Source organism: Sphingobium nicotianae (assembly GCF_018603885.1).
In the GTDB taxonomy this organism is placed as follows: domain Bacteria; phylum Pseudomonadota; class Alphaproteobacteria; order Sphingomonadales; family Sphingomonadaceae; genus Sphingobium; species Sphingobium nicotianae.
Map to the genome: position 1 here is coordinate 210,908 of NZ_JAHGAW010000005.1, position 24,595 is coordinate 235,502.

At 65.6% G+C, this 24,595-nt stretch carries 25 protein-coding genes and 1 other RNA gene; 13 read left to right on the top strand and 13 right to left on the bottom strand.

The genetic code is table 11. The annotated features are described in order from the left end of the window. Positions 1–204 precede the first annotated feature (204 nt). Positions 205–984: a phosphoribosylaminoimidazolesuccinocarboxamide synthase gene (purC, locus tag KK488_RS09070; protein WP_214622840.1), complete on the top strand. Its 780-nt coding sequence runs from the start codon at positions 205–207 to the stop codon at positions 982–984. Positions 985–1,409: 425 nt separating this feature from the next. Here purC and KK488_RS09075 read toward each other — a convergent pair whose 3' ends face one another. From KK488_RS09075 to KK488_RS09085, 3 genes are all read right to left on the bottom strand, one after another. Beyond that, complete coding sequence (locus KK488_RS09075; protein WP_214622841.1) at positions 1,410–1,910, bottom strand: DUF2199 domain-containing protein; 501 nt, start codon at positions 1,908–1,910, stop codon at positions 1,410–1,412. 163 nt (positions 1,911–2,073) lie between these two features. Further along, a complete protein-coding gene (locus KK488_RS09080; protein ID WP_250890208.1) occupies positions 2,074–2,628 on the bottom strand; it encodes an anthrone oxygenase family protein in 555 nt (184 codons plus the stop codon). A gap of 54 nt (positions 2,629–2,682) precedes the next feature. After that, positions 2,683–3,342 (bottom strand): DUF998 domain-containing protein, encoded by a 660-nt coding sequence (locus KK488_RS09085; protein WP_214622843.1) that lies wholly within the window; start codon positions 3,340–3,342, stop codon positions 2,683–2,685. A gap of 129 nt (positions 3,343–3,471) precedes the next feature. Between KK488_RS09085 and KK488_RS09090 the strand changes: the two genes are divergently transcribed. Continuing rightward, positions 3,472–4,818, top strand: a complete 1,347-nt coding sequence (locus KK488_RS09090) for a winged helix-turn-helix domain-containing protein (RefSeq protein WP_214622844.1) — start codon at positions 3,472–3,474, stop codon at positions 4,816–4,818. A gap of 17 nt (positions 4,819–4,835) precedes the next feature. On the opposite strand, the gene KK488_RS09095 is transcribed toward KK488_RS09090, so the two are convergent. Together KK488_RS09095 and KK488_RS09100 are read right to left on the bottom strand one after the other, a co-directional pair. Next, positions 4,836–6,800 (bottom strand): TonB-dependent receptor plug domain-containing protein, encoded by a 1,965-nt coding sequence (locus KK488_RS09095; protein WP_214622845.1) that lies wholly within the window; start codon positions 6,798–6,800, stop codon positions 4,836–4,838. A 253-nt stretch (positions 6,801–7,053) separates the two neighbouring features. Then, complete coding sequence (locus KK488_RS09100) at positions 7,054–7,815, bottom strand: MauE/DoxX family redox-associated membrane protein (protein WP_250890209.1); 762 nt, start codon at positions 7,813–7,815, stop codon at positions 7,054–7,056. Positions 7,816–7,882: 67 nt separating this feature from the next. On the opposite strand from KK488_RS09100, the gene KK488_RS09105 reads away from it, so the two are divergent. Further along, positions 7,883–8,293 (top strand): MerR family DNA-binding protein, encoded by a 411-nt coding sequence (locus KK488_RS09105; protein WP_214622847.1) that lies wholly within the window; start codon positions 7,883–7,885, stop codon positions 8,291–8,293. A gap of 213 nt (positions 8,294–8,506) precedes the next feature. Then, on the top strand, positions 8,507–9,304 hold the full coding sequence (locus tag KK488_RS21320) for a PEPxxWA-CTERM sorting domain-containing protein (protein WP_250890210.1): 798 nt from the start codon (positions 8,507–8,509) through the stop codon (positions 9,302–9,304). 61 nt (positions 9,305–9,365) lie between these two features. Here KK488_RS21320 and KK488_RS09115 read toward each other — a convergent pair whose 3' ends face one another. The 4 genes from KK488_RS09115 to KK488_RS09130 all read right to left on the bottom strand — a co-directional run bounded on the left by KK488_RS09115 (position 9,366) and on the right by KK488_RS09130 (position 12,641). Further along, entirely contained in the window at positions 9,366–10,670 is a 1,305-nt protein-coding gene (locus tag KK488_RS09115; RefSeq protein ID WP_214622965.1) for a sensor histidine kinase, read from the bottom strand. 164 nt (positions 10,671–10,834) lie between these two features. Continuing rightward, positions 10,835–11,500 (bottom strand): response regulator transcription factor, encoded by a 666-nt coding sequence (locus tag KK488_RS09120; protein ID WP_214622848.1) that lies wholly within the window; start codon positions 11,498–11,500, stop codon positions 10,835–10,837. A gap of 30 nt (positions 11,501–11,530) precedes the next feature. After that, the gene (locus KK488_RS09125) at positions 11,531–11,848 is read right to left on the bottom strand and encodes a hypothetical protein (protein ID WP_214622849.1); all 318 of its coding nucleotides are present in this window, start codon (positions 11,846–11,848) and stop codon (positions 11,531–11,533) included. A gap of 58 nt (positions 11,849–11,906) precedes the next feature. Continuing rightward, positions 11,907–12,641, bottom strand: a complete 735-nt coding sequence (locus tag KK488_RS09130; protein WP_214622967.1) for an SIMPL domain-containing protein — start codon at positions 12,639–12,641, stop codon at positions 11,907–11,909. A gap of 132 nt (positions 12,642–12,773) precedes the next feature. Here KK488_RS09130 and KK488_RS09135 point away from each other — a divergent pair, with 132 nt between their 5' ends. Together KK488_RS09135 and KK488_RS09140 are read left to right on the top strand one after the other, a co-directional pair. Beyond that, positions 12,774–14,570: an ABC-F family ATP-binding cassette domain-containing protein gene (locus tag KK488_RS09135; RefSeq protein WP_214622850.1), complete on the top strand. Its 1,797-nt coding sequence runs from the start codon at positions 12,774–12,776 to the stop codon at positions 14,568–14,570. Between the two features lie 104 nt (positions 14,571–14,674). Then, entirely contained in the window at positions 14,675–15,556 is an 882-nt protein-coding gene (locus KK488_RS09140) for a DMT family transporter (RefSeq protein ID WP_214622851.1), read from the top strand. Between the two features lie 12 nt (positions 15,557–15,568). Here the strand turns inward: KK488_RS09140 and KK488_RS09145 are convergent, their stop codons facing one another. Both KK488_RS09145 and KK488_RS09150 read right to left on the bottom strand, forming a co-directional pair. Then, positions 15,569–15,868 (bottom strand): putative quinol monooxygenase, encoded by a 300-nt coding sequence (locus KK488_RS09145; RefSeq protein WP_214622852.1) that lies wholly within the window; start codon positions 15,866–15,868, stop codon positions 15,569–15,571. Next, positions 15,868–16,524 (bottom strand): alpha/beta hydrolase, encoded by a 657-nt coding sequence (locus KK488_RS09150; RefSeq protein WP_214622853.1) that lies wholly within the window; start codon positions 16,522–16,524, stop codon positions 15,868–15,870. Before KK488_RS09150 ends, KK488_RS09145 begins: the two co-directional genes overlap by 1 nt. A gap of 141 nt (positions 16,525–16,665) precedes the next feature. Here KK488_RS09150 and KK488_RS09155 point away from each other — a divergent pair, with 141 nt between their 5' ends. From KK488_RS09155 to KK488_RS09165, 3 genes are read left to right on the top strand one after another with little or no spacing between them, the layout of a single operon-like run. Beyond that, entirely contained in the window at positions 16,666–17,718 is a 1,053-nt protein-coding gene (locus KK488_RS09155) for a cysteine desulfurase family protein (RefSeq protein WP_214622854.1), read from the top strand. Beyond that, positions 17,715–18,821: a cysteine desulfurase family protein gene (locus KK488_RS09160; protein WP_214622855.1), complete on the top strand. Its 1,107-nt coding sequence runs from the start codon at positions 17,715–17,717 to the stop codon at positions 18,819–18,821. The genes KK488_RS09155 and KK488_RS09160 overlap by 4 nt, the downstream gene beginning before the upstream one ends. Continuing rightward, complete coding sequence (locus KK488_RS09165; RefSeq protein WP_214622856.1) at positions 18,818–19,153, top strand: 2Fe-2S iron-sulfur cluster-binding protein; 336 nt, start codon at positions 18,818–18,820, stop codon at positions 19,151–19,153. The genes KK488_RS09160 and KK488_RS09165 overlap by 4 nt, the downstream gene beginning before the upstream one ends. A 9-nt stretch (positions 19,154–19,162) precedes the next feature. On the opposite strand, the gene KK488_RS09170 is transcribed toward KK488_RS09165, so the two are convergent. Beyond that, positions 19,163–19,561, bottom strand: a complete 399-nt coding sequence (locus KK488_RS09170; RefSeq protein ID WP_214622857.1) for a VOC family protein — start codon at positions 19,559–19,561, stop codon at positions 19,163–19,165. Between the two features lie 46 nt (positions 19,562–19,607). Between KK488_RS09170 and ffs the strand changes: the two genes are divergently transcribed. Further along, positions 19,608–19,701, top strand: an RNA gene (gene ffs, locus KK488_RS09175) — signal recognition particle sRNA small type. A 22-nt stretch (positions 19,702–19,723) separates the two neighbouring features. On the opposite strand, the gene KK488_RS09180 is transcribed toward ffs, so the two are convergent. Beyond that, positions 19,724–21,142, bottom strand: coding sequence for a peptide MFS transporter (locus KK488_RS09180; protein WP_214622858.1), 1,419 nt, complete (start codon positions 21,140–21,142; stop codon positions 19,724–19,726). A 298-nt stretch (positions 21,143–21,440) separates the two neighbouring features. On the opposite strand from KK488_RS09180, the gene KK488_RS09185 reads away from it, so the two are divergent. The 3 genes from KK488_RS09185 to KK488_RS09195 are packed head-to-tail and all read left to right on the top strand — an operon-like array spanning position 21,441 to position 24,478. After that, positions 21,441–22,361 (top strand): DMT family transporter, encoded by a 921-nt coding sequence (locus KK488_RS09185; protein WP_250890212.1) that lies wholly within the window; start codon positions 21,441–21,443, stop codon positions 22,359–22,361. Positions 22,362–22,421: 60 nt separating this feature from the next. Next, positions 22,422–24,158 carry a DNA polymerase III subunit gamma/tau gene (locus KK488_RS09190; RefSeq protein ID WP_214622859.1) on the top strand — a complete coding sequence of 579 codons (1,737 nt, stop codon included), beginning with the start codon at positions 22,422–22,424 and terminating at the stop codon, positions 24,156–24,158. Beyond that, a complete protein-coding gene (locus tag KK488_RS09195; protein WP_214622860.1) occupies positions 24,155–24,478 on the top strand; it encodes a YbaB/EbfC family nucleoid-associated protein in 324 nt (107 codons plus the stop codon). Before KK488_RS09190 ends, KK488_RS09195 begins: the two co-directional genes overlap by 4 nt. Positions 24,479–24,595: the final 117 nt, after the last annotated feature.

Here is a 24,595-nt window from a genome sequence, read left to right on the forward strand (position 1 = left end):
CTACGCTCCTCCGACTGTCAGCAAGCTGAACGGCATTAGCCGCTCCGCCGCGCGCGCGCCACTCTCATCTCACGCGCGGAAAATTGCACTTCCGGCCGCCTTGGGCTATCGGGAATGGCGATTGCCCCGGCGTCCGCTGATCCTTGCCGATTCGCGCCGCCGGGGCATTGATTTTCGGCTCCAGTTCACGAGTAGGCCCCGCCCATGTCCCGTCGCCGCCAAATCTATGAAGGCAAGGCGAAAATCCTTTACGAAGGCCCCGAGCCCGGCACGCTGATCCAGTATTTCAAGGATGACGCGACCGCGTTCAATGCCCAGAAGAAGGGAACGATCTCGGGCAAGGGCGTGCTCAACAACCGCATTTCCGAGCATATCTTCACCCTGCTCGCGAACATCGGCGTGCCGACCCACTTCATCAAGCGCCTGAACATGCGTGAGCAGCTGATCCGCCAGGTCGAGATCATCCCGCTCGAGGTGATCGTGCGCAATGTCGCGGCCGGTGGCCTCGCCACGCGGCTCGGCCTGGAGGAAGGGCTGCAGCTGCCGCGCACCCTGATCGAATATACGCTCAAGGACGATGCGCTCGGCGATCCGATGGTCTCGGAAGAGCATATCGCCTGCTTCGGCTGGGCCAGCCAGGAAGAGATGCACGACATCGCCGACATGGCGATCCGTGTGAACGACTTCATGTGCGGCATGTTCGCGGCGATCGGCATCCGCCTCGTCGACTTCAAGCTGGAGTTCGGCCGGATCTGGGACGGCGACTTCGCGCGCGTGATCCTCGCCGACGAGATCAGCCCCGACAATTGCCGCCTGTGGGACATGACGACCAACGAGAAGCTGGACAAGGACCGCTTCCGCCGCGACCTGGGCGGCGAGGTCGAAGCCTATCAGGAAGTCGCCCGGCGCCTCGGCCTGATGCCCGAAGGCGTCGACAATGACGTGCTTGACCTGGACAGCCACCGCAAGAAGCGGGGGAAGTAGGGGCGTTTCATCTTCGATTTCTGTTCGGAGCCGGACGGCTGCGGGCAGGCTGCGCGGATGAATGCGGGTGCGGGGTTCGGGAGCGGCGACGATCGGCTCTTACGATAAGAAGGCGGTGTCACGGCCCGTCCTCTGACGAAGGGTGCCGTATGTCCGCTCTCTACGCCATTTCAGCCGCGCGCGTGGAGGGAAGGCCGGGAGGTCCTCAAGTCGACATCCGGGGTCTCGATGATTTCCTGAACGGATGACCGCCGTCAGGCAGCAGCGAGTTCGATGCAAGTGGGCGGACCGTCGCTGAACGTCCCTGGGTGGCGTGGACAATTCGAACGACGGCTATCCGGCATTTTCCCCCGGAAGCCGACAGTCAGGACGCGACGCCATTGCGGTCATTTGAGCACGATGGGATAATCCCCGAAAGCTGCCGCTCAGGCCTGCCCGATGATGTTCAGTATCTCGTGGTAACGAGCTTCATTGATGCCCGCTCGCTGCTCCAGTGCCAAACGACTCTCATCGCCTGGTTTCAGATAGAGTGACGGACGCTTCGACGGGTCGCGGAATTGAATAACAACGGGAGTGCCCAGCGATCCCGAATAGGCTGGTAAGGCGTTGGCGAGTTTGCCTAAATGGGTTGGTTCCGAGTTTCCGTCCTCGTCATAGAGCTCAAGATAGCGCTCGAATGTCGGCCAATCGACTTCCGCCCAAACGCCCCAACCAAAATTGCCCGACGCTTCGGCAAACGGCATGTCGAGCACGCAACGGATGAAATTGCGTTCGTCGAACTGACAGAGATCGTTATTGAAGCGAGCTTTCTCACTACGCTCGGCTTCGGGTATCGCCCATACTTCGTGTGGGAGCTTATAGGCCCAGTCGGTCACGAGACCGATGTGCTCCTGCCCGCAGATCGAGCAAATGAAACTGTCGCTCAAGTGCTGCTCCCAAGGTTCATCGTGGTGATAGCGCTCCGTCCGCTTTGGTCCATCGGATATTCTGAAGCTGCCTTTCCGTAAACCACGACTTTTCAGCCATCCTGCCTCGATTGTCGGCGCTTAAGAGCGGACAATCATCGAAGTAGGAATTTGTCCACGCGGCCTAGATGTTCGATACGAACCATATAACGAACATGGCAACGCCCAGCAGTGCGAGAGCAAGCAGCACGCGGACGATCACGGGATCGCTTGCGGCGACCTCCTTCGGCCATGGGAGGGTCAGCGCCCTAAGCGCGGCGATGAAGGCGGCGGTCGCTCCCGCCACTCGAACCCAGTCCAGCTGCACCCACAGACGCGCCATGGCGACGGATTGCGCGTCGGTTATGCTATCCCGCGGGGAGCCGACGCCGTGATAATAGAGTGCGGCGTTCATCGGCCAGAAGGCAACGACGGTCAGGATCAGCAAAGTGAGAATGCCGATGGATGGAATGCAGAGTAGCCAGCGGTAACGCCAAGGCGTCTTCCAGCCTGCGACCAGCGCGCCGAACCCGGCGATCAGCAACCCGGCCGAAAAGGGAATGAAGAACATGCCGGTGTCGACGGGCCAGGCCTTGCCGTAGGGCATCATCGCAAGGGATTGCGGGGGATTGGCGCTCCAGGCCCCGGCCAGCACCAGAAGGTCGAACAGTTTCGCGCCTAGCAGCGGACCGCCAGCCAATGCGGCGAGCCAAAGAAATCCCTTTGTTGCCCGTTCCCTCGCCATAGCCGCCTCTCAGACCTTTGAGCCGCGATCGGTCGCACCTTGCGGGGCAGGGATTGCGGTCAACCACAGGCTGTTTGAAATGAGCCATGCGACCAAGACCAGGACAAAAAGACGGTTGGTGATCCCGTAGGGCGCGCCCCGGTGCAATGTCAGGTACTGCGCGACGAAGGCGACGACGAGGAGCGCTGCAAATATGAGCGCTGGCCCGAAGCGACGTCGCCAGCGTGGATCGCCGCGATAGCTGAAGGCCAGGCACAGCGTCGAAACCAAAATGCTTACGACGTTCACCAGAAAGCTGATGGCATGGATGTCGCCTGTTCGGGTCGATGGGGCTGTCTCGAGATCGGTTGGAAAAAGGGCGGTCACGACAAGACCGGCGAATGTCACGAGCAGAAGTGCGGCGCCGATCCGGCCGAGCCACGATTTAGACCCATCGTGAAACAAGCCGATCGCCAGCGCAAGACAGCCCAGAGACATCGCGACAAAGGCGCTGGTCATGATCCATCCCCATCGTCCGACCGCGTAATCGCTGATCATGTGATCGACGATCGTATAGTCCGGGCGAATAGCGTGCATGAGCAGCAGAGCCAATGCGAAGTAAAGGAAGAGGCCAGCGGCGGCCATCGGCACCGGCCGCAGCGAGCCGGTTCCTGTTGGCGACTGGACCATGATGCTGTCTCCCCCGATCGAAGCTGGGCGGCCTTGCAGAGCCTGTGCCTGCCGAATGGCTCGACAGGTTCCTGGCTCGGGTTTAGACCGTCACGAGACCTAACGGTGTGAAAAACCCTGAAATCTGAAATGCAACCGGCCCAGACCCAGATTTTGGCATTCGGCGACTTCCTGCTTGATGTTCGCCGGCGGCGGCTGACGGATCGCGCGACCGGCGTGCCAAGCACTCTGTCGGGCCGCCCCCTTGATACGTTGATCTACCTTGCCGTCCGCTCCGGCGTTCTGGTTTCTAAAGAGGAGCTGATGGCGGCGATCTGGCGCGGCGTCACGGTCGAAGACAACAGCCTCGCCAAATGCATCTCCGCGATTCGCAATGCCCTCGGCGAGAATCCCAGCGACAACCGCTTCATCGTTACGGAGGCCAGACGGGGCTACCGGTTCGTCGCTGAAATCAAAACACTCGAGCCGGTCGAGCCGAGCCTATCTTCCCGACGCCTGAGTGCCAGCCCGCAGGCGAGCCAGCTCTTCGTCTCTGGGTGGTCCGCGCTGACCAGGCCGGGTGGCGCGACCCTTTGGCGTGGTCTGGATCATCTCCAACAAGCGGTGCAGATCGATCCGCAATTCGCGCTCGCCCATGCCTGTGTCGCGGGTGGATACGCGCTGCTGGGGGTCTTCGGGCTGGCTGCGCCGCGGGATGTGTTTCCCAAGGCGCATGCCGCAGCCATCGCCGCGATAGAGGCTGACGCCACGCTGGCGGACGGGCACGCCCAGCTGGGCCACGTTTATACCATGTTCGAATTCGATTTTGCCGCTGCCGACGGATGTTACCGCCGTGCTCTCGATCTCAATCCGGATTGCCTCGTGGCGCTTCACTATAGAGCGCTCCAGGCAATCTGTGCCGGGCGATTCGAGGACGCATTGCGCGATCTCCGCCGGGCACAGGCCATCGAGCCTCTGGCGGCCAATGTCAGCGCCAATATCGCGATGGCCTATTATTATGCCGGGGAATATGACCAGGCGATCGCGCAAGCGGAAGCGACGCTAGAGCTTGCCCCCCAGTTCGCCCACGCGCAGTCCCTGCTCGGGCGCAGCTGGTTGCGTTTAGGCGATGTCGATCGGGCGCTTGAGCTTTTCCATCTCCGCAGCGGGGAAACGATCGGCAGTGCTGCCGATTTGCCGGCAGCACTGGCGCTTGCGGGAAGACACGTGGAATCGAGACTGTGTCTGGATGAGCTTCGTGCCGCGCGCGATCGACGTTATGTCTCGGCCTTCGACATCGCCACCATTTACGCCGCACACAATGCGACCAACGACGCATTGGATTGGCTGGAAATCGCCCTCGCTGAACGCGCCCAGCCAATCTCCGCCCTTGCCGTTGATCCCGCCTTCAAACATCTTGGCGAGGAGCCTCGCTTCCGAGACATGTTGGGCAAGCTCGGTCATACCCATTCCGGTCAGACATCCAGACGCGCCTGAAATCCGGGATCAAACAGCTAGAACGCGGCCGAGAGCGAGAGGCGCACGGAGCGGAGAATTTCGCTGGGGAGGCGATAGATGCTGGGGCCATATTCCCGATGCCGCGCGTCCAGCAGGCTCTGGCCGATCAAAGCGATATCGAGGCGGTCCGCCACCCGCCAGCCCAGGCGGGCGTCCAGTTGCGTGTAGGCCGGGATGGTCGAGGGCGTGCCGCCGGTATCGACAGCCGACAGGGCGCTGATGCGACGGAGGGCCAGATCCAGCTCCACGTTCCGGCGCAGGTCGAGCCGTGACCTGATCTGGATCTGGCTGCGCGGACTATTGCCCGGCGTGTTGTCCGCGAGGGGGGTCACGTCCGGGCGGGCGGGCGTCACATGGGCGATCATCAGGTCGTAATTGGCCGAGAGCCGCCAGGCCGGAGTCACCTGCCAGTGCGCGGAAATCTCGCCGCCATAGGTCCGCCCCCTGGCAAGGTTGTTGAGGTCGACGGTGAGCAGGAGATGGGGCGGGGAGGGCGTCAGGACGAACTGAGGCGCCCGCGTCGTCGAGGTCCCCAGATCATCGTAGATCGTGTAGTAGGCCGCGAGATCGAGGTTCAGATCGGGCGTGATCGTGGTGCGATAGCCCGCTTCGAAGGCGATCGCCTGCTCCGAACGCTGATCGAGGTTGCCGATCGCCTGGATGAGGACCGGCGGATTGTCCGGGGTGGCGGCGAGATCGAGGCGGGTCAGCCGCTCCCTGAGCGACGGCACGCGCACGGCGCGCGAGGCGGCGATCCAGATCGTGTTGCCGGGCCGGGGCGACCAGACGGCGCGGAGCGTGGGCTCATATTCAAGGCCGGTGGAACTGGTATGCTCCAGCTTCAGCCCGGCGATCAGCTGCAGCTTCGGGGACAGGGTGATCGTGTCCTGCGCGAAGATGTTTGCCGTCCGGATCGATGTCCGCGGAGTGACGAGACTCAGGTACGGGCTGGGGGACTGAAAGAACTTCACGTAACGGTATCCGGCGCCCCAGACGATCTCGTGATGCCCCCCCAAAGTGAAGTGGTGGCGCGCTTCGATGTCATAGGTGTCACTGCGCATGCCGCCCAGCAGTTCTCCGGTGTAGGCGCGGTCGAAGAAGGCCTGCACGGTGATGTCGGACCCGGCCGACAGATCGTGGCGCCAGTTCGCCAGCGCATGGCCCCCGCTGAAGCGCTCGACGATCGCGCTTGCGCTGGGCGGCGCGCCGAGGATCGGCAGCGTCACCCGCGCGTCGTTGCGCTCCGAGTAGATTTCACCCTGAACGCGCAGCTCGTCCGCCACGGAGGGCTGCCAGTTGACGTCGAAGCCCGCGCGGATCTGCCTGGCCGCGTCGCCGGCCTCGTCCCCGGTGGTGGTGACGCTGTCGCCATGGCTGGAGGCCTTGAGCCAGATCCGATAGCTGGCGGTGGCGGACAGCGTGCCGCCATAGCGCAGCGCCACGTCCGCCGAGCGGGTCCCGCCGACGAGGCTCGCCATCCAGCCCTGGGTGTCCTCGGGCGACCTGGTGATGATGTTGATCACCCCGTTCACGGCATTGGCGCCCCACAGCGCGCCGCCACTGCCGCGGATCACCTCGATGCGGGCAATGTCCTGCAGCGGCATGTCCTGCACATTCCAGAACACCCCCGCGAAGTTCTGCGAGTAGATCGAACGGCCGTCCACCAGCACCAGCAGCTTGGAGGAATAGATGTCGTTATTGCCACGGATGCTGACCGCCCAATGGGTGGCGTCGGCCTGCGCGACCTCGATGCCGGGTGCCATGCGCAGGATGTCGGGCAGGTTGGTCGCGCCCGAGCGGCGGATGTCGTCCTGGCTGATCACGAAGATCGCCGCGGCCGCCTGGCCGAGCCGTTCCGGACGTTTGGAGACGCTGGTCACCTCGACGTTCATCAATTGCTCGAGCGACAGGTCGGTGAGGTCTTCGTCCTGCGCGGCGTAAGCGGGCGCGGCGGCAAGCATGCCCGCGACCGTCAGGAGCGGGACGAGGCAGACGGCCGGGCGAGGTCTGACCGTCGATTGTCGCGAACGGATCGGCAAGCGGCCCATTCGCCCAGCAGATCACAGGGAGCCGGCAAGAATAATGACATATATCATGGACAGATATCGCTATCCCCGTTTCGTTAAACCTTCGGCGGCAAAGCAGGACAGGATTCCGCCGCCAACGAGAGGTTGCGCTCACGGAAGTCGCGACTTTCATTCTCGAGTCCGTTCGTCAGACAAGGAGCTCCGCCGCCATCCAAAGGGCCATGGCGACCATCATCACGTCCTCGGTCAACGAGACGAAGCCGAGCGGCACATTGCTGCCGCCGCCGACGCAGGCGCATTTGAGGCTGCGCTTCTCGACATAGACCGCCTTGTAGATCGAGACGGCGCCGATGCCGCCGATGATGAGCGCGACCGGAATGGCGAGCAGGGGCAGGAGGCCGGTGAGCATCAGCAGCCCCGCACCGAGCTGGGCGAAGGGATAGGCATAGGCATAGGGCACGGAGCGGCGGGCGAGCAGGTCATAGCCCAGGAACATCGTGGCGAAGCGATCGAGATCCTGCAGCTTGAGCATGGCGAGCAGGACCATGCAGAGCGCGATGAAGCGCGCGGCCGTGGTCATGCCGAGGAGCGGCGTCGCGGTCAGCCAGTCGATCGCCAGCGCGATCAGCGCCGCCACGGCGAACACGGCGATCACCGGCGTGTAGCTGGTCGCGGCGGGATCCCTGACCCTCAGGCCGAAGAAGCGGCGCAGATCGTCATAGCCGCCAATGCGCCGGCCATCGATGAAGGTCTGCGGCGTGGTCGGCACGCCATGCTCCGCCTTGAAGGCGTCGGTCTCGGCGCGGGTGGTCAGCCAGTGATCCTCGATCGCATAGCCCTTGCTGCGCAGCAGGTGGCGCGCCTTAAGGCCATAAGGGCAGATGTGGGTGGGCATGACCATCCGGTAGAGGATGGCGCGCTTGGGCGCGTGTGTCTGGGGCGATGCCATCGGGCGGTCCTTGTTCTGGCTGCGATGGCCCTCATATGGGGTCCGTACCATAGTACGGAGTCAAGGGATGGCCGACATGACGATCGCGACGCTGGCCCGGGCCGGCGGGGTAGGGGTCGAGACCGTGCGCTTCTATCAGCGGCGCGGGCTGATCGAGGTGCCGGCGCGGGGCGGAGGCAATGGCCTGAGCGGCGGCATCCGGCGCTATGGCGACGCGCATCTGCGACGGCTGCGCTTCATCCGGTCCGCCCAGGGCGCGGGCTTCACGCTGGAGCAGATCGGCGAATTGCTGACGCTCGACGCCAATGACGACCGGGCGAGGGCACAGGCGCTCGCGACCGAGCAGATCGCGGCGCTGGATGTGCGCATCGCGGACTTGCAGCGGGCGCGCGCCGCCTTGCAGGATCTCGCGCGGCAATGCGCCCATTCCGGTGAGGGGGAATGCCCGATCCTGACCTCGTTCGATCGGCCGCGGTGATTCGCGCGGCCGGCTCCATTTAAGCGATGACTGATCGAGGAAGATATTTTACTGAAATAACAGAGATGTATCAAAATGTAACCATTTGCACGCGGATATAATTAAGTTATGTGGTTAATTCTGCGGAATAGAACAAAAGATAGTTAATCGGCTTTCATTATAAACGATCGTTCATTCATTCTCCCAGTTGCATGATCAATGGGAGGAATTGTCATGAATAAACTTGCACTTGTTACGCTGGCTGCGGCCGGTGCGTTCATTGCGTCGCCCTCGTTCGCGGCGACGCAGATCATTTCCAACATCAGTGGCCTGCCGGTCCCGGCTGGCACGACCTGGGGCGTGCTGCCCGGCGAGAATAGCGGCACCGTCGCGATCACCACGGCCGCACCGCGCTCGGGCAACGCGTCGCTCGAGCTGACCGGCGACCGCACCCGCGTGCAGACGGGCGTGCAATATGCCCCCGCCACCAACATGGGTCTGGTCTCGCAGGTGCAGAGCCTGATCTTCGACTGGCAGGTTGCCGCCGACAGCGCCCGCCTGACCTACACGCCGGCCCTGCGCCTCCTGGTCCAGGATGGCGCGCAGCGTAGCGAGCTGATCTGGGAAGGCGTCTATAACGCCGGCACGAACGGCTTCGCCAACACGAACCCCGCCGGCGCGTGGTACAGCACCACCTCGTCCGATGTCTTCTGGCAGTATGTTGCCGGCATCGGCCCGAACGAGACGGGCCCGGGCAACTCGCTGGTGCTCAAGTCGATCGCCGACTGGGTCTCGACCTACAGCAGCTCGGCATTCGTCGCCGGCCTCAGCGTCGGTGCCGGCAGCGGTGCGTTGCCGGGCTACCATGCCTTTGTCGACAATGTGACGTTCACGACGGCCACGGGTTCGACGACCTACAACTTCGACACGGCGGCGGTGCCCGAGCCCGCGACCTGGGGCATGATGATCGGCGGTCTCGCGCTGGTCGGCGCCTCGATGCGTCGCCGCAAGATGGCCGTCAGCTTCGCCTGATCCGGACGTAGATGGTGAGGGGCTCGGATCGGTCGATCCGGGCCCTTTTTTTGTCGGCGGGTCAGCCGGCCGGGAGGCGCAGCGTCACCAGCAGCCCGCCGAGATCCTCGCTCTCGCCGAGCGTGACGGTGCCGCCGTAAATCTCGGCCACGTCACGCACGATGGCGAGGCCGAGACCCGTGCCGGGCTTGCCGCTGTCGAGCCGGGCGCCGCGATCGAAGATGCGCTCGCGATCCGCCTCGGGAATGCCCGTGCCGTCATCCTCGACGAGGATGTCGACCCACGGCCCGGCCGCTTCCACCGTAACGAACACGCTGCCGCCACCATATTTGGCGGCATTCTCGACGAGATTGCCGAGCAGCTCGTCGAGATCCTGCCGCTCGACGCGCACGCTGGCGGTGTGGGTGCCGTCGCGATCGATGCGCGCCTCCGGATAGAGCCGCTCGACGGCGCGCTCGACCGCTTCCAGGCTCGGCCAGACCTCGGTGCGGCTCTGCGCCGCGCCGCGCCGCCCGAGCGCGCGGGCCCGGGCGAGATGATGATCGATCTGACGGCGCATCGTCGCCGTCTCGCGGATCACGATGGGGGCGAGCTCGGGATCGTGGACAGTGGCGGCGTTCATGACGACGGTGAGCGGCGTCTTGAGCGCATGAGCGAGATTGCCGGCATGGCGCCGCGCCTCCTCCGCCTGCTGCTCGTTGTGGGCGAGAAGGCCGTTGAGCTCCTCCACCAGCGGCTGCACCTCGCGCGGGAGGGCGGCGGTCACGCGGCTCTTCTCGCCGGCGCGCATGCGGGCGATCTCCTGACGGATGCGGCGCAGCGGGCGAAGGCCGAAGAAGACCTGCAGCGTGGCCAGCAGGATGAGCCCGACGCCGAGTGCGACGAAGCTGTTGATGAGCGTCTGGCGCAGCGAATGAATCTGCGCATCGAGCCCTTCGCGCGCCTGCGCGACAATGAAGATCCAGCGCACATTGCTGCCGGGCAGGATGACGGTGCGGGCCATGACGCGCAGCGGCTCCTCCGCAAACTGCTCGTTATCGATGCCCTCGCCGGGACTGGCGATCATCTCCGGCGTCACGCGGATCGCGCGGTCCCATAGCGAGCGTGAGCGCCAGTCCTCGTGGCCGGTGCCGCTGATCTGGTAATAGAGGCCGCTGGCCGGCTCCAGGAAGCGCTGGTCGGCGAGCGGGCGGTTAAAGAAGACCTCCCCCTCCGGCCCGACCTCGGCCGAGGAGATCATCGCGGTCAGGACATAAGAGAGGCCATCGTCGAAATTATTGGTGACGGCATTGGTCAGCACGCGATCGAGGGCGAGCCCGCCGCCCATCAGCAGGATGCCGATCCACAGCGCCGAAATGCCGATGATGCGCCGGCTGAGCGATCCCGTGCTGCGGCTTTTGCGCGTGGCGCCGGCGGGGTCGGGCGCCTCGGTGGTCGAGGCGGGCGGCGTGCTCACTGCCTATGGCCTTTCGTCATTCCCGCGAACGCGGGAATGACGAAAGGGAGAGGGCGTCACCAAATGGCTCGCCCTCAGCCAGCGACATCGTCCAGGCTGTAGCCCAGCCCCCGGATCGTCGAGATGACGTCGGCGCCCAGCTTCTTGCGGATGCGCGTCACGAACACCTCGATCGTGTTGGAATCGCGGTCGAAATCCTGATCATAGATATGCTCGATCAGCTCGGTGCGGCTCACCACCTTGCCCTTGTGGTGCATGAGATAGGAGAGCAATTTATATTCCTGCGCGGTGAGCTTCACCGGCTCGCCGTCCAGCGTGACCTTGCCCGAGCGGGTGTCGAGGCGGACGTCGCCCGCGATCAGCTCGGAGGAGGCATTGCCCGAGGAGCGGCGGATGAGCGCGCGCAACCGAGCGATCAGTTCCTCGCTCTGGAAGGGCTTGGCGAGATAGTCGTCGGCACCGGCGTCCAGCCCGGCGACCTTGTCCGACCAGCTGTCGCGCGCGGTGAGGACGAGGACGGGCGTGTCCTTGCCCTCCTTGCGCCAGCGATCGAGCACGGTGAGGCCATCGATCTCGGGCAGGCCGAGGTCGAGGATCACCGCGTCATAGCTTTCGGTCGAGCCCAGGAAGTGTCCGTCCTCGCCGTCCGTGGCGAGGTCCACGGCATAGCCAGCGCCTTCCAGCGTGGACTTGAGCTGCTTGCCCAGGGTCGGCTCGTCCTCGACGATCAGCAGGCGCATGGTCTTCCTTTCCGATGATTGGCGCGCGGCTCAGCGCGTCCGCGCGATGATATTGCCGGTCTTGCCGTCGACATCAACCCAGACGACCTTGCCGTCCTTGCGCAGGAACTGCATCCGGTAGATGCCCTCGCGCGGGGGAGGGGCGACGCCGACATAGGTGGCCTCGTCCATCTCCCGCTCGACGCGGCGCTTGATGACGGAGAAGGGCATGACCTGCCCGTCGAGCATCGCCTTGCGGGCATCCTGCTGGTCCTCGCCGCGCTGGAATCGCTGGGCGGAGGCGGGCATGTCCGCGCCGGTCAGCGCGAGCAGCCCGCCCATAATCGGGAGAGTGAAACGAAACATCATGTGGATCGGATAATCCCCATGCATTGAACACGCGCTGAATGGCTCATTTTTCCCCCGTTCAGCGCTCCAGCATATATTGGACGCCGAGGGAAATCGAGGTGGAGATCTGCCCCGGCTCGATCTTGGTCTGCGCCGCATCCATGGACATGGCGCGCGCGCTCACGATGATCGGCCCCGCCCGGTCGCTGCCCTCGGAAATGCCGATCAGCCGCGCGCTGCGGAAGCCGGTCGCCTGCGCGTAGAGATTGGCGCGGTCCTGCGCGGTCTTGAGCGCCTTGACCCGGGCCTGGTCGAGCAGCTTCTCCGGCTCGGCGATGCCGAAGCTCGGGCCGTTGATGTTGGTCGCGCCGGCCGCGACCATCGCGTCGACAAGGTCGCCCGCCTTGTCGATCTTGCGGACCTTCACGGTGAGCTGGTTGCTGGCCTCGTAGCCCAGGAATTTGGGGCCGTTCTGGCCATCGGTGCGGTTGCCATAATCATATTGCGGATTGAGATTGATGCCGCTGGTCTGGATGTCCTTGCGCTCGATGCCGGCCTTGATCAGCGTGGCGATCAGCCGGTCCATCTGCACCGCATTCTGGCTCATCGCCTCCTTGGCGGTCATGGCGCGGGTCTGCACGCCGGTGTTGATCGTCGCCATGTCGGGCGTGCTCTCGATCGATTCGCTGATCGTGAGGTGCAGCACGGGGCCGGCGGCCGGGATCATCGGCCCGGCGCCGGGCTGGGGCTGGGCGGACGCGACGGCCGGGAGCGCAAGCGCGGCGGCAGCGGCGAGGAGGAGAGGTGAGCGGATCATCTTGGCATCCTTCTGTTGTGAACTCGATGGAGCGACCTATCGATGAGACAGGGTGAATGCCCCCTGACCTGATCGTCGTGCCGCGTTCAGCCTTGCCCCCGCCCTCCGCATCTGTTTTAGCGCGCCATCATGGCAGCGCCACTTCTTTCCTATGAAAATCTCGGCCTCAATCAGGGGACTGCCTGGCTGTTCCGCGGGCTCAACCTCACCATCGGCGCGCGCGACCGGCTGGCGCTGATCGGGCGCAACGGCGCGGGCAAGACGACCTTGCTGAAGCTGATCGGCGGCCAGATCGAGCCGGACGAGGGCAAGCGCGCGGTCGTCGCGGGCACCAATGTGGTGATGCTGGAGCAGGATCCGGACGTCAGCGGCTTCGCGACCTTGCGCGATTTCGCGGTGTCCGGGGATCGCGCGCCCGCCCTGCACGAGGTCGAGGCGATCGCCGACCAGCTCGGCATCGACCTCTCGCGCGAGGCGAAGACGGCTTCGGGCGGCGAGCGCCGCCGGGCGGCGATCTGCCGGGCGCTGGCGAGCGAGCCGGACATTTTGCTGCTCGACGAGCCGACCAACCATCTCGACATCGCGGCGATCGACTGGCTGGAGGACTGGCTGGGGCGGTTCAACGGCGCCTTCGTGGTGATCAGCCACGATCGCACCTTCCTGACGCGGCTGACGCGCTCGACGCTGTGGCTCGACCGGGGCAATCTGCGCCGGCAGGAGATCGGCTTCGGCGGGTTCGAGGCGTGGATGGAGAAGGTCTATGCCGAGGAGGCACGCAATGCCGACCGGCTCGACGCCAAGCTGAAGATCGAGGCGCACTGGCTGGAGCGCGGCGTCACCGCGCGGCGCAAGCGCAACCAGGGCCGCCTCGCCAAGCTGTGGGAGATGCGGGCGCAGCGCGCCGCGATGGTCGGGCCGCAGGGCGCCGCCAAGCTCGCCGTCACCGCCGATGACAGCAAGACCAAGAGCGTGATCACCGCCGAGCATGTGACCAAGAGCTTTGGCGCCGGAGACAATCAGCGCACGATCATCAAGGACTTCTCGCTGCGCATCCAGCGGCGCGACCGGATCGGCATCGTCGGCAGCAACGGCGCTGGCAAGACGACTTTGCTCAAGCTGCTCACCGGCGAGATCGAGCCGGACAGCGGCACGGTCAAGCGCGCGGCGACGCTGGACGGTATCGTCATCGACCAGCAGCGCAGCCTGATGCAGCCGGACAAGCGCGTGCGCGACATCCTGGCCGAGGGCGGCGACTGGATCGAAGTGCGCGGGCAGAAGAAGCATGTGCTGAGCTATCTCAAGGACTTCCTGTTCGATCCCGCGCTGGTCGATGCGCGGGTCGGCACGCTCTCGGGCGGCGAGCGCTCGCGGCTACTGCTGGCGCGCGAGTTTGCGCGCGAATCCAACCTGCTGGTGCTCGACGAGCCGACCAACGATCTCGACCTCGAGACGCTCGACCTCCTGCAGGAAGTCATCGCCGACTATGAGGGCACGGTGCTGATCGTCAGCCACGACCGCGACTTTCTTGACCGGACGGTGACGGTGACGCTGGGGCTGGACGGTTCCGGCAAGGTCGACGTCATCGTCGGAGGCTACGCGGACTGGGAAGCCAAGCGGCAGGTCCGCACGCCGGCCGGCAAGAAGGCGACGGCGCCCAAGGCCGATGTCGCCCCGCCGCCGCCCAGGGCCGCGAAGCTGAGCTACAAGGACCAGCGCGACTATGAGCTGCTGCCCAAGCGCATCGAGGAGATCGAGGCGGCGATCGCCCGCGACGAGGCGGCGCTCTCCGATCCGCAGCTCTACAGCAAGAATCCCAAGCGCTTCGCCGAGCTGACCGCGGCGATCGAGACGGCGCGGGCGGAGAAGGACTCCGCGGAGGAGCGCTGGCTGGCGCTGGCGGAGATGGCCGAGGGACTGGCCGGCTGAGCATCACTATGCGCGGCGCCACCCGCACGGCGACAAGACGCGATCCTGGAATGTCGACATAGGGATTGCGCCTGTTCCGGCCTGACCTCAAAGCAGGGGGACCGATGACCGCCGCTCATCCCTTCCGCGCCATCCTGCTGTTCAATGTCGGGCTGATGCTGTTCGCGTGCATGGACACGACGAACAAATATCTCGCCGCGAGCTTCGACGTGCCGATGATCGCGGCGTGCCGCTATGGCGGTCACCTGCTGCTGATGCTGGCCTTCTTCGGGCCGAGGCGGGCGCGGGAAATGGTGCATACCGAGCGGACCGGGCTGGTCTGGCTCCGGGCGATCTGCCTGTGCGGATCGACCATGTTCGTCGTGCTGGCGTTCAAGCGGATGCCGGTCGCCGAGACCTCCGCCATCGTGTTCCTGACGCCGATCCTCGTGGCGCTGGCCGCCGGTCCGCTGCTGGGCGAGACGATCGGATGGCGGGGATGGGCGGGCGCGCTGCTCGGTTTTATCGGCGTGGTGCTGATCGTGCGGCCGGGCAGCGGGCTGGACGCGGTCGGCGTGCTCTATGCGATGGGCTGCGCGGTGGCGTCGGCGACATACAATCTCCTGTCGCGACTGCTGGCGTCCACCGAGCGCACCATCGCCTTGCTGTTCTATACGGCGCTGGTCGGGACGATCCTCTTCGGCGGGGCGCTGCCATGGTATTGGGCGGATCGCGTCCCGACGGCGTTCGAGGCGCTGCTGCTCGCCAGCCTCGCCGTCTATGGCGGCCTCGGCCATTTCCTCTTCACCGCCGCCTTCCGCGAGGCGCCGGCATCGGTGCTGTCGCCGATCAGCTATCTGCAGTTGCTGTGGGTGTCCTTGCTCGGCTGGCTGGTCTTCGACCATATTCCCGATCCCGTCAGCCTGCTCGGCATGGCGATCATCGGGGCGTCGGGCGTGCTGGTCGCGCTGAAATCGCGGCGGGGACCGGTGGAAGAGGTAGCCTGAAAGCGCGCCCGCTCAGCTCTCGTGCGAGCCGGACACCACATAATGCATGATCTGCCGGTCGTTGATGCCGAGGTCCGGCCAGGTCGCGCGCCAGTCCTTCATGTGCTGGCTGGCGGCATGGGCCTCCTGTGCCGCCTGATCGCGGAACGCCTCGAAGATGCGAATCAGGCCGGGCTCCAGCAGATCCTCGGCGAAATGATAAGCGAGGCAGCCTTCCTCGGCGCGGCTCGCCGCGATCATCCGTCCGATGACCGGCCGCGCCGCCTCGAGCTTGTCGACGGGGACGCGGATGGAACCGGCCAGCACCAGCATCAGCGGATCGGCGAATCCGGAGCGAGGCGCATGTCGAGATAATTGTCGACGCTCATCATCAGCTGGTCGAGCTCATGCTCGAAGAAGTGATTGGCGTTGCGAATCTCGTCATGATGGATGGTGATGCCCTTCTGCGTGCGCAGCTTGTCGACCAGCTTCTGCACCGACTGGGCCGAGACCACCTCGTCGTTCACGCCCTGCACGATGATGCCAGAGGCCGGGCAGGGGGCGAGGAAGGAGAAGTCGTACATGTTGGCGGGCGGCGCCACCGAGATGAAGCCGCGCACTTCCGGGCGGCGCATCAGGAGCTGCATCGCGATCCAGGCGCCGAACGAGAAGCCGGCGATCCAGGTGGTCTGCGCTTCGGGATGGAAGCTCTGCACCCAATCGAGCGCGGAGGCCGCGTCGCTCAACTCGCCGATGCCATTGTCGAACACGCCCTGGCTGCGGCCGACGCCACGGAAATTGAAGCGGAGCGTGGCGAAGCCGCGCTTCACGAAGGTCTTGTAGAGCGCCTGCGTGATGCGATCATTCATCGTGCCGCCGCCTTGCGGATGCGGATGCAGGATCAGCGCGACCGGCGCACGGGGACGGGGCGGCGGGCTGAAACGGCCTTCGAGACGGCCCTCCGGGCCTGGAAAAATGACGTCTGGCATGGCACCTGGAAGCTAGAATGGGGCGAGACCAGCAGGGATGCTGACGCGCACGGAATGGGGGCTTATATAGGTCAAAGGCGACATTTCGCAATGTTGCTGTATGGGGTTGCGATACAGGACCGCTCGACGCTTCAGGACGCAATGAAACCCCGCATCTATCTCGACCATGCCGCCACGACGCCGCTGTTGCCGCAGGCGCGTGCGGCGATGCTGGATGGATTCGCGCGATGGGCGAATCCATCCTCTCCCCATGCCGAAGGCCGTGCCGCGCGCGCTGCGCTTGAAGCGGCGCGCGGCCGGATCGCGCGGGCGCTGGATTGGGACGGGCATGTCATCCTCACATCAGGCGCGAGCGAGGCGATCGCGCTGGCGCTTGGGCCGGCCAAGGCACGGGGCGTCATGGCCGGGGCGAGCGAGCATGATGCAGTGCTGCGTCATGTGCCGTCCGTGGATCGACTGGCGGTTGAGGCGGATGGGCAGATCGTCCTGCCCGATGAGATCGCGCCCGGGACGCTGGTCGCGATCCAGCAGGTGAACAGCGAGACGGGCGTCATCCAGCCGCTCGATACCCATGCCGAGCGGCTGCATGGCGCGGGAGCGCTGCTGTTCGCGGATTGCAGCCAGGGGGCGGGCAAGCTGGCCTTGCCGCAGGGTGCCGATCTCATCGCCATCAGCGCCCACAAGCTGGGCGGGCCGATCGGCATAGGCGCGCTGCTGATGCGCGATCTCGCCCTGCTCGAAGCGCGGGGCGGCCAGGAGCAGGGCTATCGCGCCGGGACCGAGGCGATGCCGCTGGCGCTCGGCTTCGCGGCCGCGCTGGAGGCGCCGCGCGACTGGCTGGCTGATGCGGCGCGTTGGCGCGCGACGCTCGAGGCCGCGATCAAGGCGGCGGGCGGCGACATCGTGGCCGAAGGGTCGCCGCGTCTCGCGACGATCGCGAGCTATCGCATGCCCGGCGTCTCGGCGCAGGCGCAGCTCATTCGCTTCGACATGGCGGGCTTCGCGGTGTCGGCAGGCAGCGCCTGTTCGTCCGGCAGTCTGCGCCCGAGCCATGTCCTTGCGGCGATGGGCTGGGACGAAACAGCAGCCGGTGAGGTCATCCGTGTCACTATGGGGCACGACACGCAGGCTCGGGAGATTGACGCCTTTCGCACACAGTGGCAGGCCCTCGCCACGGGAACGCAGAACATATGATCTATCTGGACTATCAGGCCACGACGGCGCTTGCGCCGGAAGTCGCCGCAGCGATGATTGCGGCGATGGACCATTACGGCAATCCGAACAGCGCGCATCGCATCGGCCGCATCGCCGCCGCCGATGTCGAGCTGGCGCGCGAGCGCATCATGGATGCGATGGGCAAGCGCGACGGGCGCCTCATCTTCACCAGTGGCGCGACCGAGGCGCTCAACCTCGCGATCGTCGGCGCGGCACGCAACAGCGCGCCCGAGCGGCGCCGCGTCGTGACACTGGCGACCGAGCATCATGCCGTGCTCGATACGGTGCTGGCGCTGCGCCATGAGGGATTCGAGCCGGTGATCCTGCCGGTCGGGTCCGATGGCCTGGTCGATCTGGACATTGCCGAGGCGGCGATCGACGGACGCGCCGCGCTGCTGGCCGTGATGCAGGTCAACAACGAGATTGGCGTGCGGCAGCCGATCGATGCATTGATCGACATCGCCCGGGCGAGCGACGTGGCGGTGGTGTGCGATGCGGTGCAGGGTTTCGGCAAATATGCCGCGCCCGATGCGGACCTGGTGGCGGTGACGGCACACAAGATGCACGGGCCCAAGGGTGTCGGTGCGCTCTGGCTGCGCGCGGGGATCGATCTGCCCCAGCTCATGCATGGCGGCGGGCAGGAGGGCGGCATCCGTCCCGGCACCCTGTCGCCGATGCTGTGCGCGGGCTTCGGCGTCGCCGCGCAGATTGCGGCCGAGCGCCGCGTGGCCGACCTCGATCATGTCGAGACATTGTGGGGGCACGCGCTTCATCTCTTCGCGGACTGGCAGCTGAACGGCGCGGCCGATGCGCGCTATCATGGCAATCTCAACGTGAGGCACGCGGGGCTCGATGCGTCGCGCCTCATGTCCGACGTGCGCACGGTCGCGCTGTCGCTGGGCTCGGCCTGCGCGAGCGGATCGGGCAGACCGAGCCACGTGCTCAAGGCGATCGGCCTCACTGACGGCGAGGCGCGCGGCTCGCTGCGCATGGGCTTCGGGCGCTATACGACCATCGCCGAGCTGGACGAGGCGGCGGCATTGATCAACGCGGCGGTGGCCCTGCAGAAGGCAGCGGCATGACCCTGGTGCGGTTCGTCAGCGCGGATGGCGAGCATGTCCAGGAAGTCGAGGCGGCGCCGGGCGACATATTGCTGGATGTGGCGCAGGCCGCTGGCCAGCCGCTCGAGGGCACGTGCGAGGGGCAGATGGCCTGCTCGACCTGCCATGTCATCGTCGACCCCGCGGACTTCCCCAAGCTGCCGCGCGCCAGCGAGGACGAGGAAGACATGCTCGATCTCGCCGCCGCGACCACCCGGACCAGCCGGCTCTCCTGCCAGATCGTGCTCACCGCGGCGATGGAGACGCTGACCGTGCGCATTCCGGCGGAAAGCCGGAACATGCAGGGGCTCTGATCGGTCCCGTCAGTCTGTCTTTGGTTCCCATAGTTCGAGCTTCGTGCCGTCAGGATCGAGGATCCAGGCGAAGCGGCCATTGTCATCGCCGTCGTCGCGCCTGAGCGGCTCGACACCCTTGTCCGCCAGCCGGGCGAGGAAGGCATCGAGATCGTCGACCGCGAAGTTGAGCATGAAGGGGTGGGACGAGGGCGCGAAATAGTCGCTGTCGTCCTTGAACGGGCTCCAGAGCTGAAAGGGCGGGCCGTCGGGCCCGGGCGCGAACATCGCACCGTCCCAGCCTTCCATGCCGATGCCGAGCACATCGCGATACCAGGCGGCAAGCGCGGCCGGGTCGCGCGATTTGAAGAAGATGCCGCCAAGGCCGATGACGCGGCCTTTGGGGGACGGATCGCTTCTGGCGCTCATGCATGCCTCCCTTGCATTTTCACCGGACCGCCGTCATATGCGCCCCCGGAAGTCGGGCGGACGTGGTCGTCGCCAACCTGGTCAGATCCTGACGGAAGCAGCCACAACGATTTTGCCGCGGGTCGTTCCGGCTTCCACCACCCACATATAGCCGGGACTTGGTCATGTCCGCAGCGGGTCCACGCCCGGCTCCGGCGCGCCCATCAGCCGCTTCGCCAGGAACAGCTTGAACAGCAGGAACACCGCGCCCGACGCCGCCGCGAACCCGGCATGCATCAGCCAGAAGAGCGTCGTGGGCATCGTCGAATAGAAGCCGCCGACCCAGCCGACCAGCGCATTGGCGCCGAAGAAGGCGAGATAATAGAGGCCGAGCACCGTGGCATTGAGCGCCCTGGGCGCGAGCCGTGCGAACAAGGCGAGGCTGACCGGCAGGGTCAGCGCGAAGCCGATCGAGTTGCTCAGCTCGAACATCATCGGCCAGACCATGCTGATCTTGTGCCCGGCGGGCGTGGTCGCGGCGGCCATGAACAGGCAGAGCGCACCGCCGATCGAGAAGAGCGAGCCGATGATGATCTTGGTGAGTTCGTCCGGCTCGCGCCAATGCTTTCCATACCAGCGGAAGAACAGGGAGACGATCAGCAGGAAGCTGACCGAAACGATCGAATCGATTGTGATCAGATAGGATGACAGGAAGCGCCAGCCGAAGAACTGAAGATCGAAATGCTCGTCGCCCCAGGTCAGGTACGCGTTGAAGATCTGGTTGTTGGGGACGATCGCCACGGCCATGACCGGGATGAGCAGCACGACGGCGGCGAGCGCCAGCCAGTCGCGCCGGGTCATCGGCTCGCGCGGCGCGGCGCTCGCGGCGCTCTTGCGCTGGGCACGGAAATGATCGGCCGGGAGATATTTCTGCCCGGCGATGTAGATGCACAGGCTGATCAGCATGCCGACGCCGGCTGCGCCGAAGCCCCAGTGCCAGCCGACATTCTGGCCGAGCGTGCCGACGATCGGCGAGGAGATGATCACGCCGGCATTGATGCCGAGATAGTAGATCTGGAAGGCGTCGGCGCGGCGCAGGTCCGCCGGGCCATAGAGGGCGCCGACCTGGCTGGCGAGATTGCCCTTGAGACAGCCGCACCCGATGATGAGGCAGAGCAAAGCGAAGAGGAAACTCAGCTCGAAGGCCATCAGGAAATGGCCGAGCGCCATGATGATCGCGCCGGCGAGCACGGTCAGCCGCTTGCCGAGCAGCCGGTCGGCGATGAAGCCGCCCGCGATCGGCGTCAAATAGACGCAGGCGGCATAAGTGCCGAAGATCGCCGACGCGAGGGGCTGGCCGTCCAGGCCGCGATACAGCGGGAGGGTCCGGAACGCGTCGAACAAAGCGATGCGCTCGATATGGCCGGGCAGCAGCAGATACTGGACCATGTAGAGCACCAGCAGCGTCTGCATGCCGTAATAGGAGAAGCGCTCCCACGCCTCGGTGAAGGCGAGATAGGCGAGGCCCTTGGGATGGCCGAAGAAGGCCGTGTCGGCATGGTCGACAATGGTGAGCGTCGGCGTCGCTTCGGCTGCGGTCATAAGATGCGCGTTTCCCTCAATTTTTCATAGCGGGAGTAGATGCCGGTTCGTCGGCAAATGCAAGCCGGGGTAGATAATGTTGCTGGAGCGCGTAATTTTCGTTCGAAGTTCACGAAGGTCACAGGGTCTCATAATATTTAAACGGCGAAACGGGCGTCACTGAGTGACAGAATCGACCAAGGCGGGAATCATGCCATGGCGCTCGGCGTGTAGGACAGCCAACATCGGTCGGCTCGCCTGCTTGCCCTGCAGCGGAGCGCGGCTCATAGGCGGCCGATCCTTCCGAAAGGCTTCGTGCTTGCAGACTCTCTCGCGCCGCACCGTCTATCTGCTGCTGGCCTTCGTGATGCTGATCTGGTCCGGCAACAGCATCGTTGCGCGGGCGATGCGCGCCGACGTACCGCCCTTCACATTGGCCTTCCTGCGCTGGGGCGGGGCGGCTCTGATCGCCCTGCCGCTGGCCCGGCGGCGGATCGTGGCGGACTGGCCGGTTGTCCGGCGGCACTGGCCCGCGATCCTGCTGCTCGGCGTGATCGGCGTCGGCTCGTTCAACGCCTTCATGTATTCCGGGCTGCAATATACCACCGCGGCCAACACCCTGCTGGTGCAGGCGGCGATCCCGGCGCTGGTGCTGCTGTTCGACCGGATCTTCTTCGGCACGAAACCGCGGATCGCGCAGATCGCCGGCTGCGCGCTGGCGGCGGCGGGCGTGGCGATCATCATCCTGCGCGCCGATCCGGCCGCAATTCGGGCGATGCGCTTCAACATCGGCGACCTGCTGGTGCTGGTCGCGATCATGCTCTGGTCGCTCTATACGGTGTTGCTGCGGCTCAAGCCGCCCATCGACGGGCTCAGCTTCATGGCGCTGACCATCCTCATCGGCGCGCTCTGCATGGCACCCTTCTCGATCCACGAGTTGCAGAGCCGGGCGGTGCATCTGAGCCTGCCGGTGGCGGCGGGCATCGCCTATGTGATCCTCTTCCCCTCCATCCTCGGTTATTTCCTCTACAATGGCGCGGTCGAGGCGATCGGGGCGGGCGATGCGGGGCATGTGGTGAACCTGCAGCCGTTGTTCGGCGCGTTGCTCGCCGCGCTGATCCTGGGCGAGCCGATCCACGGCTATCATTTCGCCGGCATGGCACTGATCCTGGTGGGGATCGGGATTCCGTTGCTGTGGCCGGGGGACCGGGCGGAGCCGGGGCCGGAGGTCGCCGGGTGATGCATCGTTCCTGGGCTGGCCACTAAACAAGTGAGCGATCAATCGCTACATCGGTGAGCAATGAGTGATTCCCCAGACGATATGGATCTCGGGCCGGGCTTCGACCTGGGCGAACCGCCGGCGCCGAAGGCCGTCGCTCCCGGGCAGAGCGGCTATCGCGTGCTGGCGCGCGCCTATCGTCCGCAGACCTTCGCCGAGCTGATCGGCCAGGAGGCGATGGTGCGCACGCTGGCCAACGCGATCAAGCGCGACCGGCTGCCGCACGCCTTCCTGATGACCGGGGTGCGCGGGGTCGGCAAGACGTCGACCGCGCGGCTGATCGCCAAGGCGCTGAACTGCATCGGCCCGGAGGGGCAGGGCGGGCCGACGATCGATCCCTGCGGCGTCTGCGAGCCGTGCCGGTCGATCGCCGAGGGGCGGAACATCGACGTGATCGAGATGGACGCCGCCAGCCATACCGGCGTGGACGATGTACGCGAGATCATCGAGGCGGTGCGCTATGCGACCGTCTCGGCGCGCTTCAAGATCTACATCATCGACGAAGTTCACATGCTCTCGCGCAATGCTTTCAATGCGTTGCTAAAGACTCTTGAGGAGCCCCCGGAGCATGTGAAGTTCCTGTTCGCGACGACCGAAGTGAACAAGGTGCCGATCACCGTGCTGTCGCGCTGCCAGCGCTTCGACCTGCGGCGTATCCCGGTCGATCTGCTCGTCGGCAATTTCCGCATGATCTGCGAGAAAGAAGGCGTCGAGGCCGAAGAGGACGCGCTGCGGCTGATCGCGACGGCGGCGGAAGGGTCGGCGCGTGACGGCCAGTCGATCCTCGATCAGGCGATTGCCCATGCCGCGCTGGTCGATGGCAGGCCGCAAGTGGGGGCCGATCAGGTCCGCGAGATGCTCGGCTTGTCGGATCGCGGCGCAACGCGGCGGCTGTTCGATCAGATTCTGGACGGCGATGCGCCAGCGCTGCTGGCGACACTGGCCGAGCAGGAAGCGCTCGGCGTCGAGCCGGTCGCGACGATCAACGCGCTGCTGGACCTGATCCATGCCGCGACGACGGCCAAGGCCGGGCGCGGGGCGGGGCTGGAGCGGCTCCCCGAGGCCGAGCGGGCGGACGTCGCCGGCTGGGCCGAGACTTTGAGCTTCCCGGTGCTGCATCGCCTCTGGCAATTGCTGCTGAAGGGCCATGCCGAGGTGGTCGCGGCGGCCCGGCCGCATGCGGCCTGCGAGATGGCGCTGCTGCGGCTGGTCCATGCCGCGACGATGCCCGATCCGCTCGATCTGGCGCGGATGATCCGGGACGGCGTTCCGGCGGCGGCGCAGGGCGTGGCGGGCGCGCCGCAGCTTGCGGCCGGCGGAGGCGCCTCGGAGTCCGCCGTCGTGGCGCCGACGCCCGCGCCTCAAGCCGCGCCCGAACCGCTCTTTCCCGCCGATTTCGGCACGCTTGTGGCGGCGCTCATCGATCGCTTTCCTCGCCTCGGCGCCGAGATGCATGACTATGTGAGCCCGGTGCGCTATGCTCCGCCAGTGCTGGAATTCCGCATCCTGCAGCCGCTCGATGCCGATTTCCCACGACAGGTCGCGGCGGCGCTCAAGGATATGACCGGCGAGCCCTGGACCGTCTCCTCGACCGACGCGCCCGGAGAGCCGAGCCTGCGCGAGCAGCAGCAGGCGGCGCGGCAGGCGCATGAAGATGCGCTGCGGGAGGCGCCGGTCGTCGCGGCGGTGATGAATGCGTTTCCGGGCGCGACATTCGTCGAGCCGGATCAGGATCAGAACTGGAGTGACCGCAGATGAAGGATCTCAACGATATTCTGGGCATGGCGAGCCGTGTGCAGGAGGAAATGCAGAAGGCGCAGGCCGAACTCGACACTGTCGAGGTCGAGGGCGTCGCGGGCGGTGGCCTCGTCAGGGTGCGGGCCTCGGCCAAGGGCCGGATCATCGGCCTCTCGATCGACGACAGCCTGATCGACCCCAAGGACAAGGGCATGCTGGAGGATCTGGTCGTCGCCGCCTTCAACGACGCACGGACCAAGGCGGACGAGGTCGCCAACCAGCAGATGAGCAAGATGGCGAGCGGGATCCCGCTGCCGCCGGGGTTCAAACTGCCCTTTTGAGCAAGTCGGCGGTTCTGGCCCGCATTAGTTTCTTAGGAATGAAACGCGTAGAGGCGATGCGGCCGATGATGCGATGCATCATTGAAATGCCGCGCGGCGGGGCCGATATGAAGGACA

Coding starts and splice junctions, on each gene's coding strand:
- purC (WP_214622840.1), top strand. CDS start 205: ATGTCCCGTCGCCGCCAAATCTATGAAGGCAAGGCGAAAATCCTTTAC.
- KK488_RS09085 (WP_214622843.1), bottom strand. CDS start 3,342: ATGGTCCAGTCGCCAACAGGAACCGGCTCGCTGCGGCCGGTGCCGATG.
- KK488_RS09090 (WP_214622844.1), top strand. CDS start 3,472: ATGCAACCGGCCCAGACCCAGATTTTGGCATTCGGCGACTTCCTGCTT.
- KK488_RS09095 (WP_214622845.1), bottom strand. CDS start 6,800: ATGCTTGCCGCCGCGCCCGCTTACGCCGCGCAGGACGAAGACCTCACC.
- KK488_RS09100 (WP_250890209.1), bottom strand. CDS start 7,815: ATGGCATCGCCCCAGACACACGCGCCCAAGCGCGCCATCCTCTACCGG.
- KK488_RS09105 (WP_214622847.1), top strand. CDS start 7,883: ATGGCCGACATGACGATCGCGACGCTGGCCCGGGCCGGCGGGGTAGGG.
- KK488_RS21320 (WP_250890210.1), top strand. CDS start 8,507: ATGAATAAACTTGCACTTGTTACGCTGGCTGCGGCCGGTGCGTTCATT.
- KK488_RS09120 (WP_214622848.1), bottom strand. CDS start 11,500: ATGCGCCTGCTGATCGTCGAGGACGAGCCGACCCTGGGCAAGCAGCTC.
- KK488_RS09125 (WP_214622849.1), bottom strand. CDS start 11,848: ATGATGTTTCGTTTCACTCTCCCGATTATGGGCGGGCTGCTCGCGCTG.
- KK488_RS09135 (WP_214622850.1), top strand. CDS start 12,774: ATGGCAGCGCCACTTCTTTCCTATGAAAATCTCGGCCTCAATCAGGGG.
- KK488_RS09140 (WP_214622851.1), top strand. CDS start 14,675: ATGACCGCCGCTCATCCCTTCCGCGCCATCCTGCTGTTCAATGTCGGG.
- KK488_RS09145 (WP_214622852.1), bottom strand. CDS start 15,868: ATGCTGGTGCTGGCCGGTTCCATCCGCGTCCCCGTCGACAAGCTCGAG.
- KK488_RS09150 (WP_214622853.1), bottom strand. CDS start 16,524: ATGCCAGACGTCATTTTTCCAGGCCCGGAGGGCCGTCTCGAAGGCCGT.
- KK488_RS09155 (WP_214622854.1), top strand. CDS start 16,666: ATGAAACCCCGCATCTATCTCGACCATGCCGCCACGACGCCGCTGTTG.
- KK488_RS09160 (WP_214622855.1), top strand. CDS start 17,715: ATGATCTATCTGGACTATCAGGCCACGACGGCGCTTGCGCCGGAAGTC.
- KK488_RS09165 (WP_214622856.1), top strand. CDS start 18,818: ATGACCCTGGTGCGGTTCGTCAGCGCGGATGGCGAGCATGTCCAGGAA.
- KK488_RS09170 (WP_214622857.1), bottom strand. CDS start 19,561: ATGAGCGCCAGAAGCGATCCGTCCCCCAAAGGCCGCGTCATCGGCCTT.
- KK488_RS09180 (WP_214622858.1), bottom strand. CDS start 21,142: ATGACCGCAGCCGAAGCGACGCCGACGCTCACCATTGTCGACCATGCC.
- KK488_RS09190 (WP_214622859.1), top strand. CDS start 22,422: ATGAGTGATTCCCCAGACGATATGGATCTCGGGCCGGGCTTCGACCTG.
- KK488_RS09195 (WP_214622860.1), top strand. CDS start 24,155: ATGAAGGATCTCAACGATATTCTGGGCATGGCGAGCCGTGTGCAGGAG.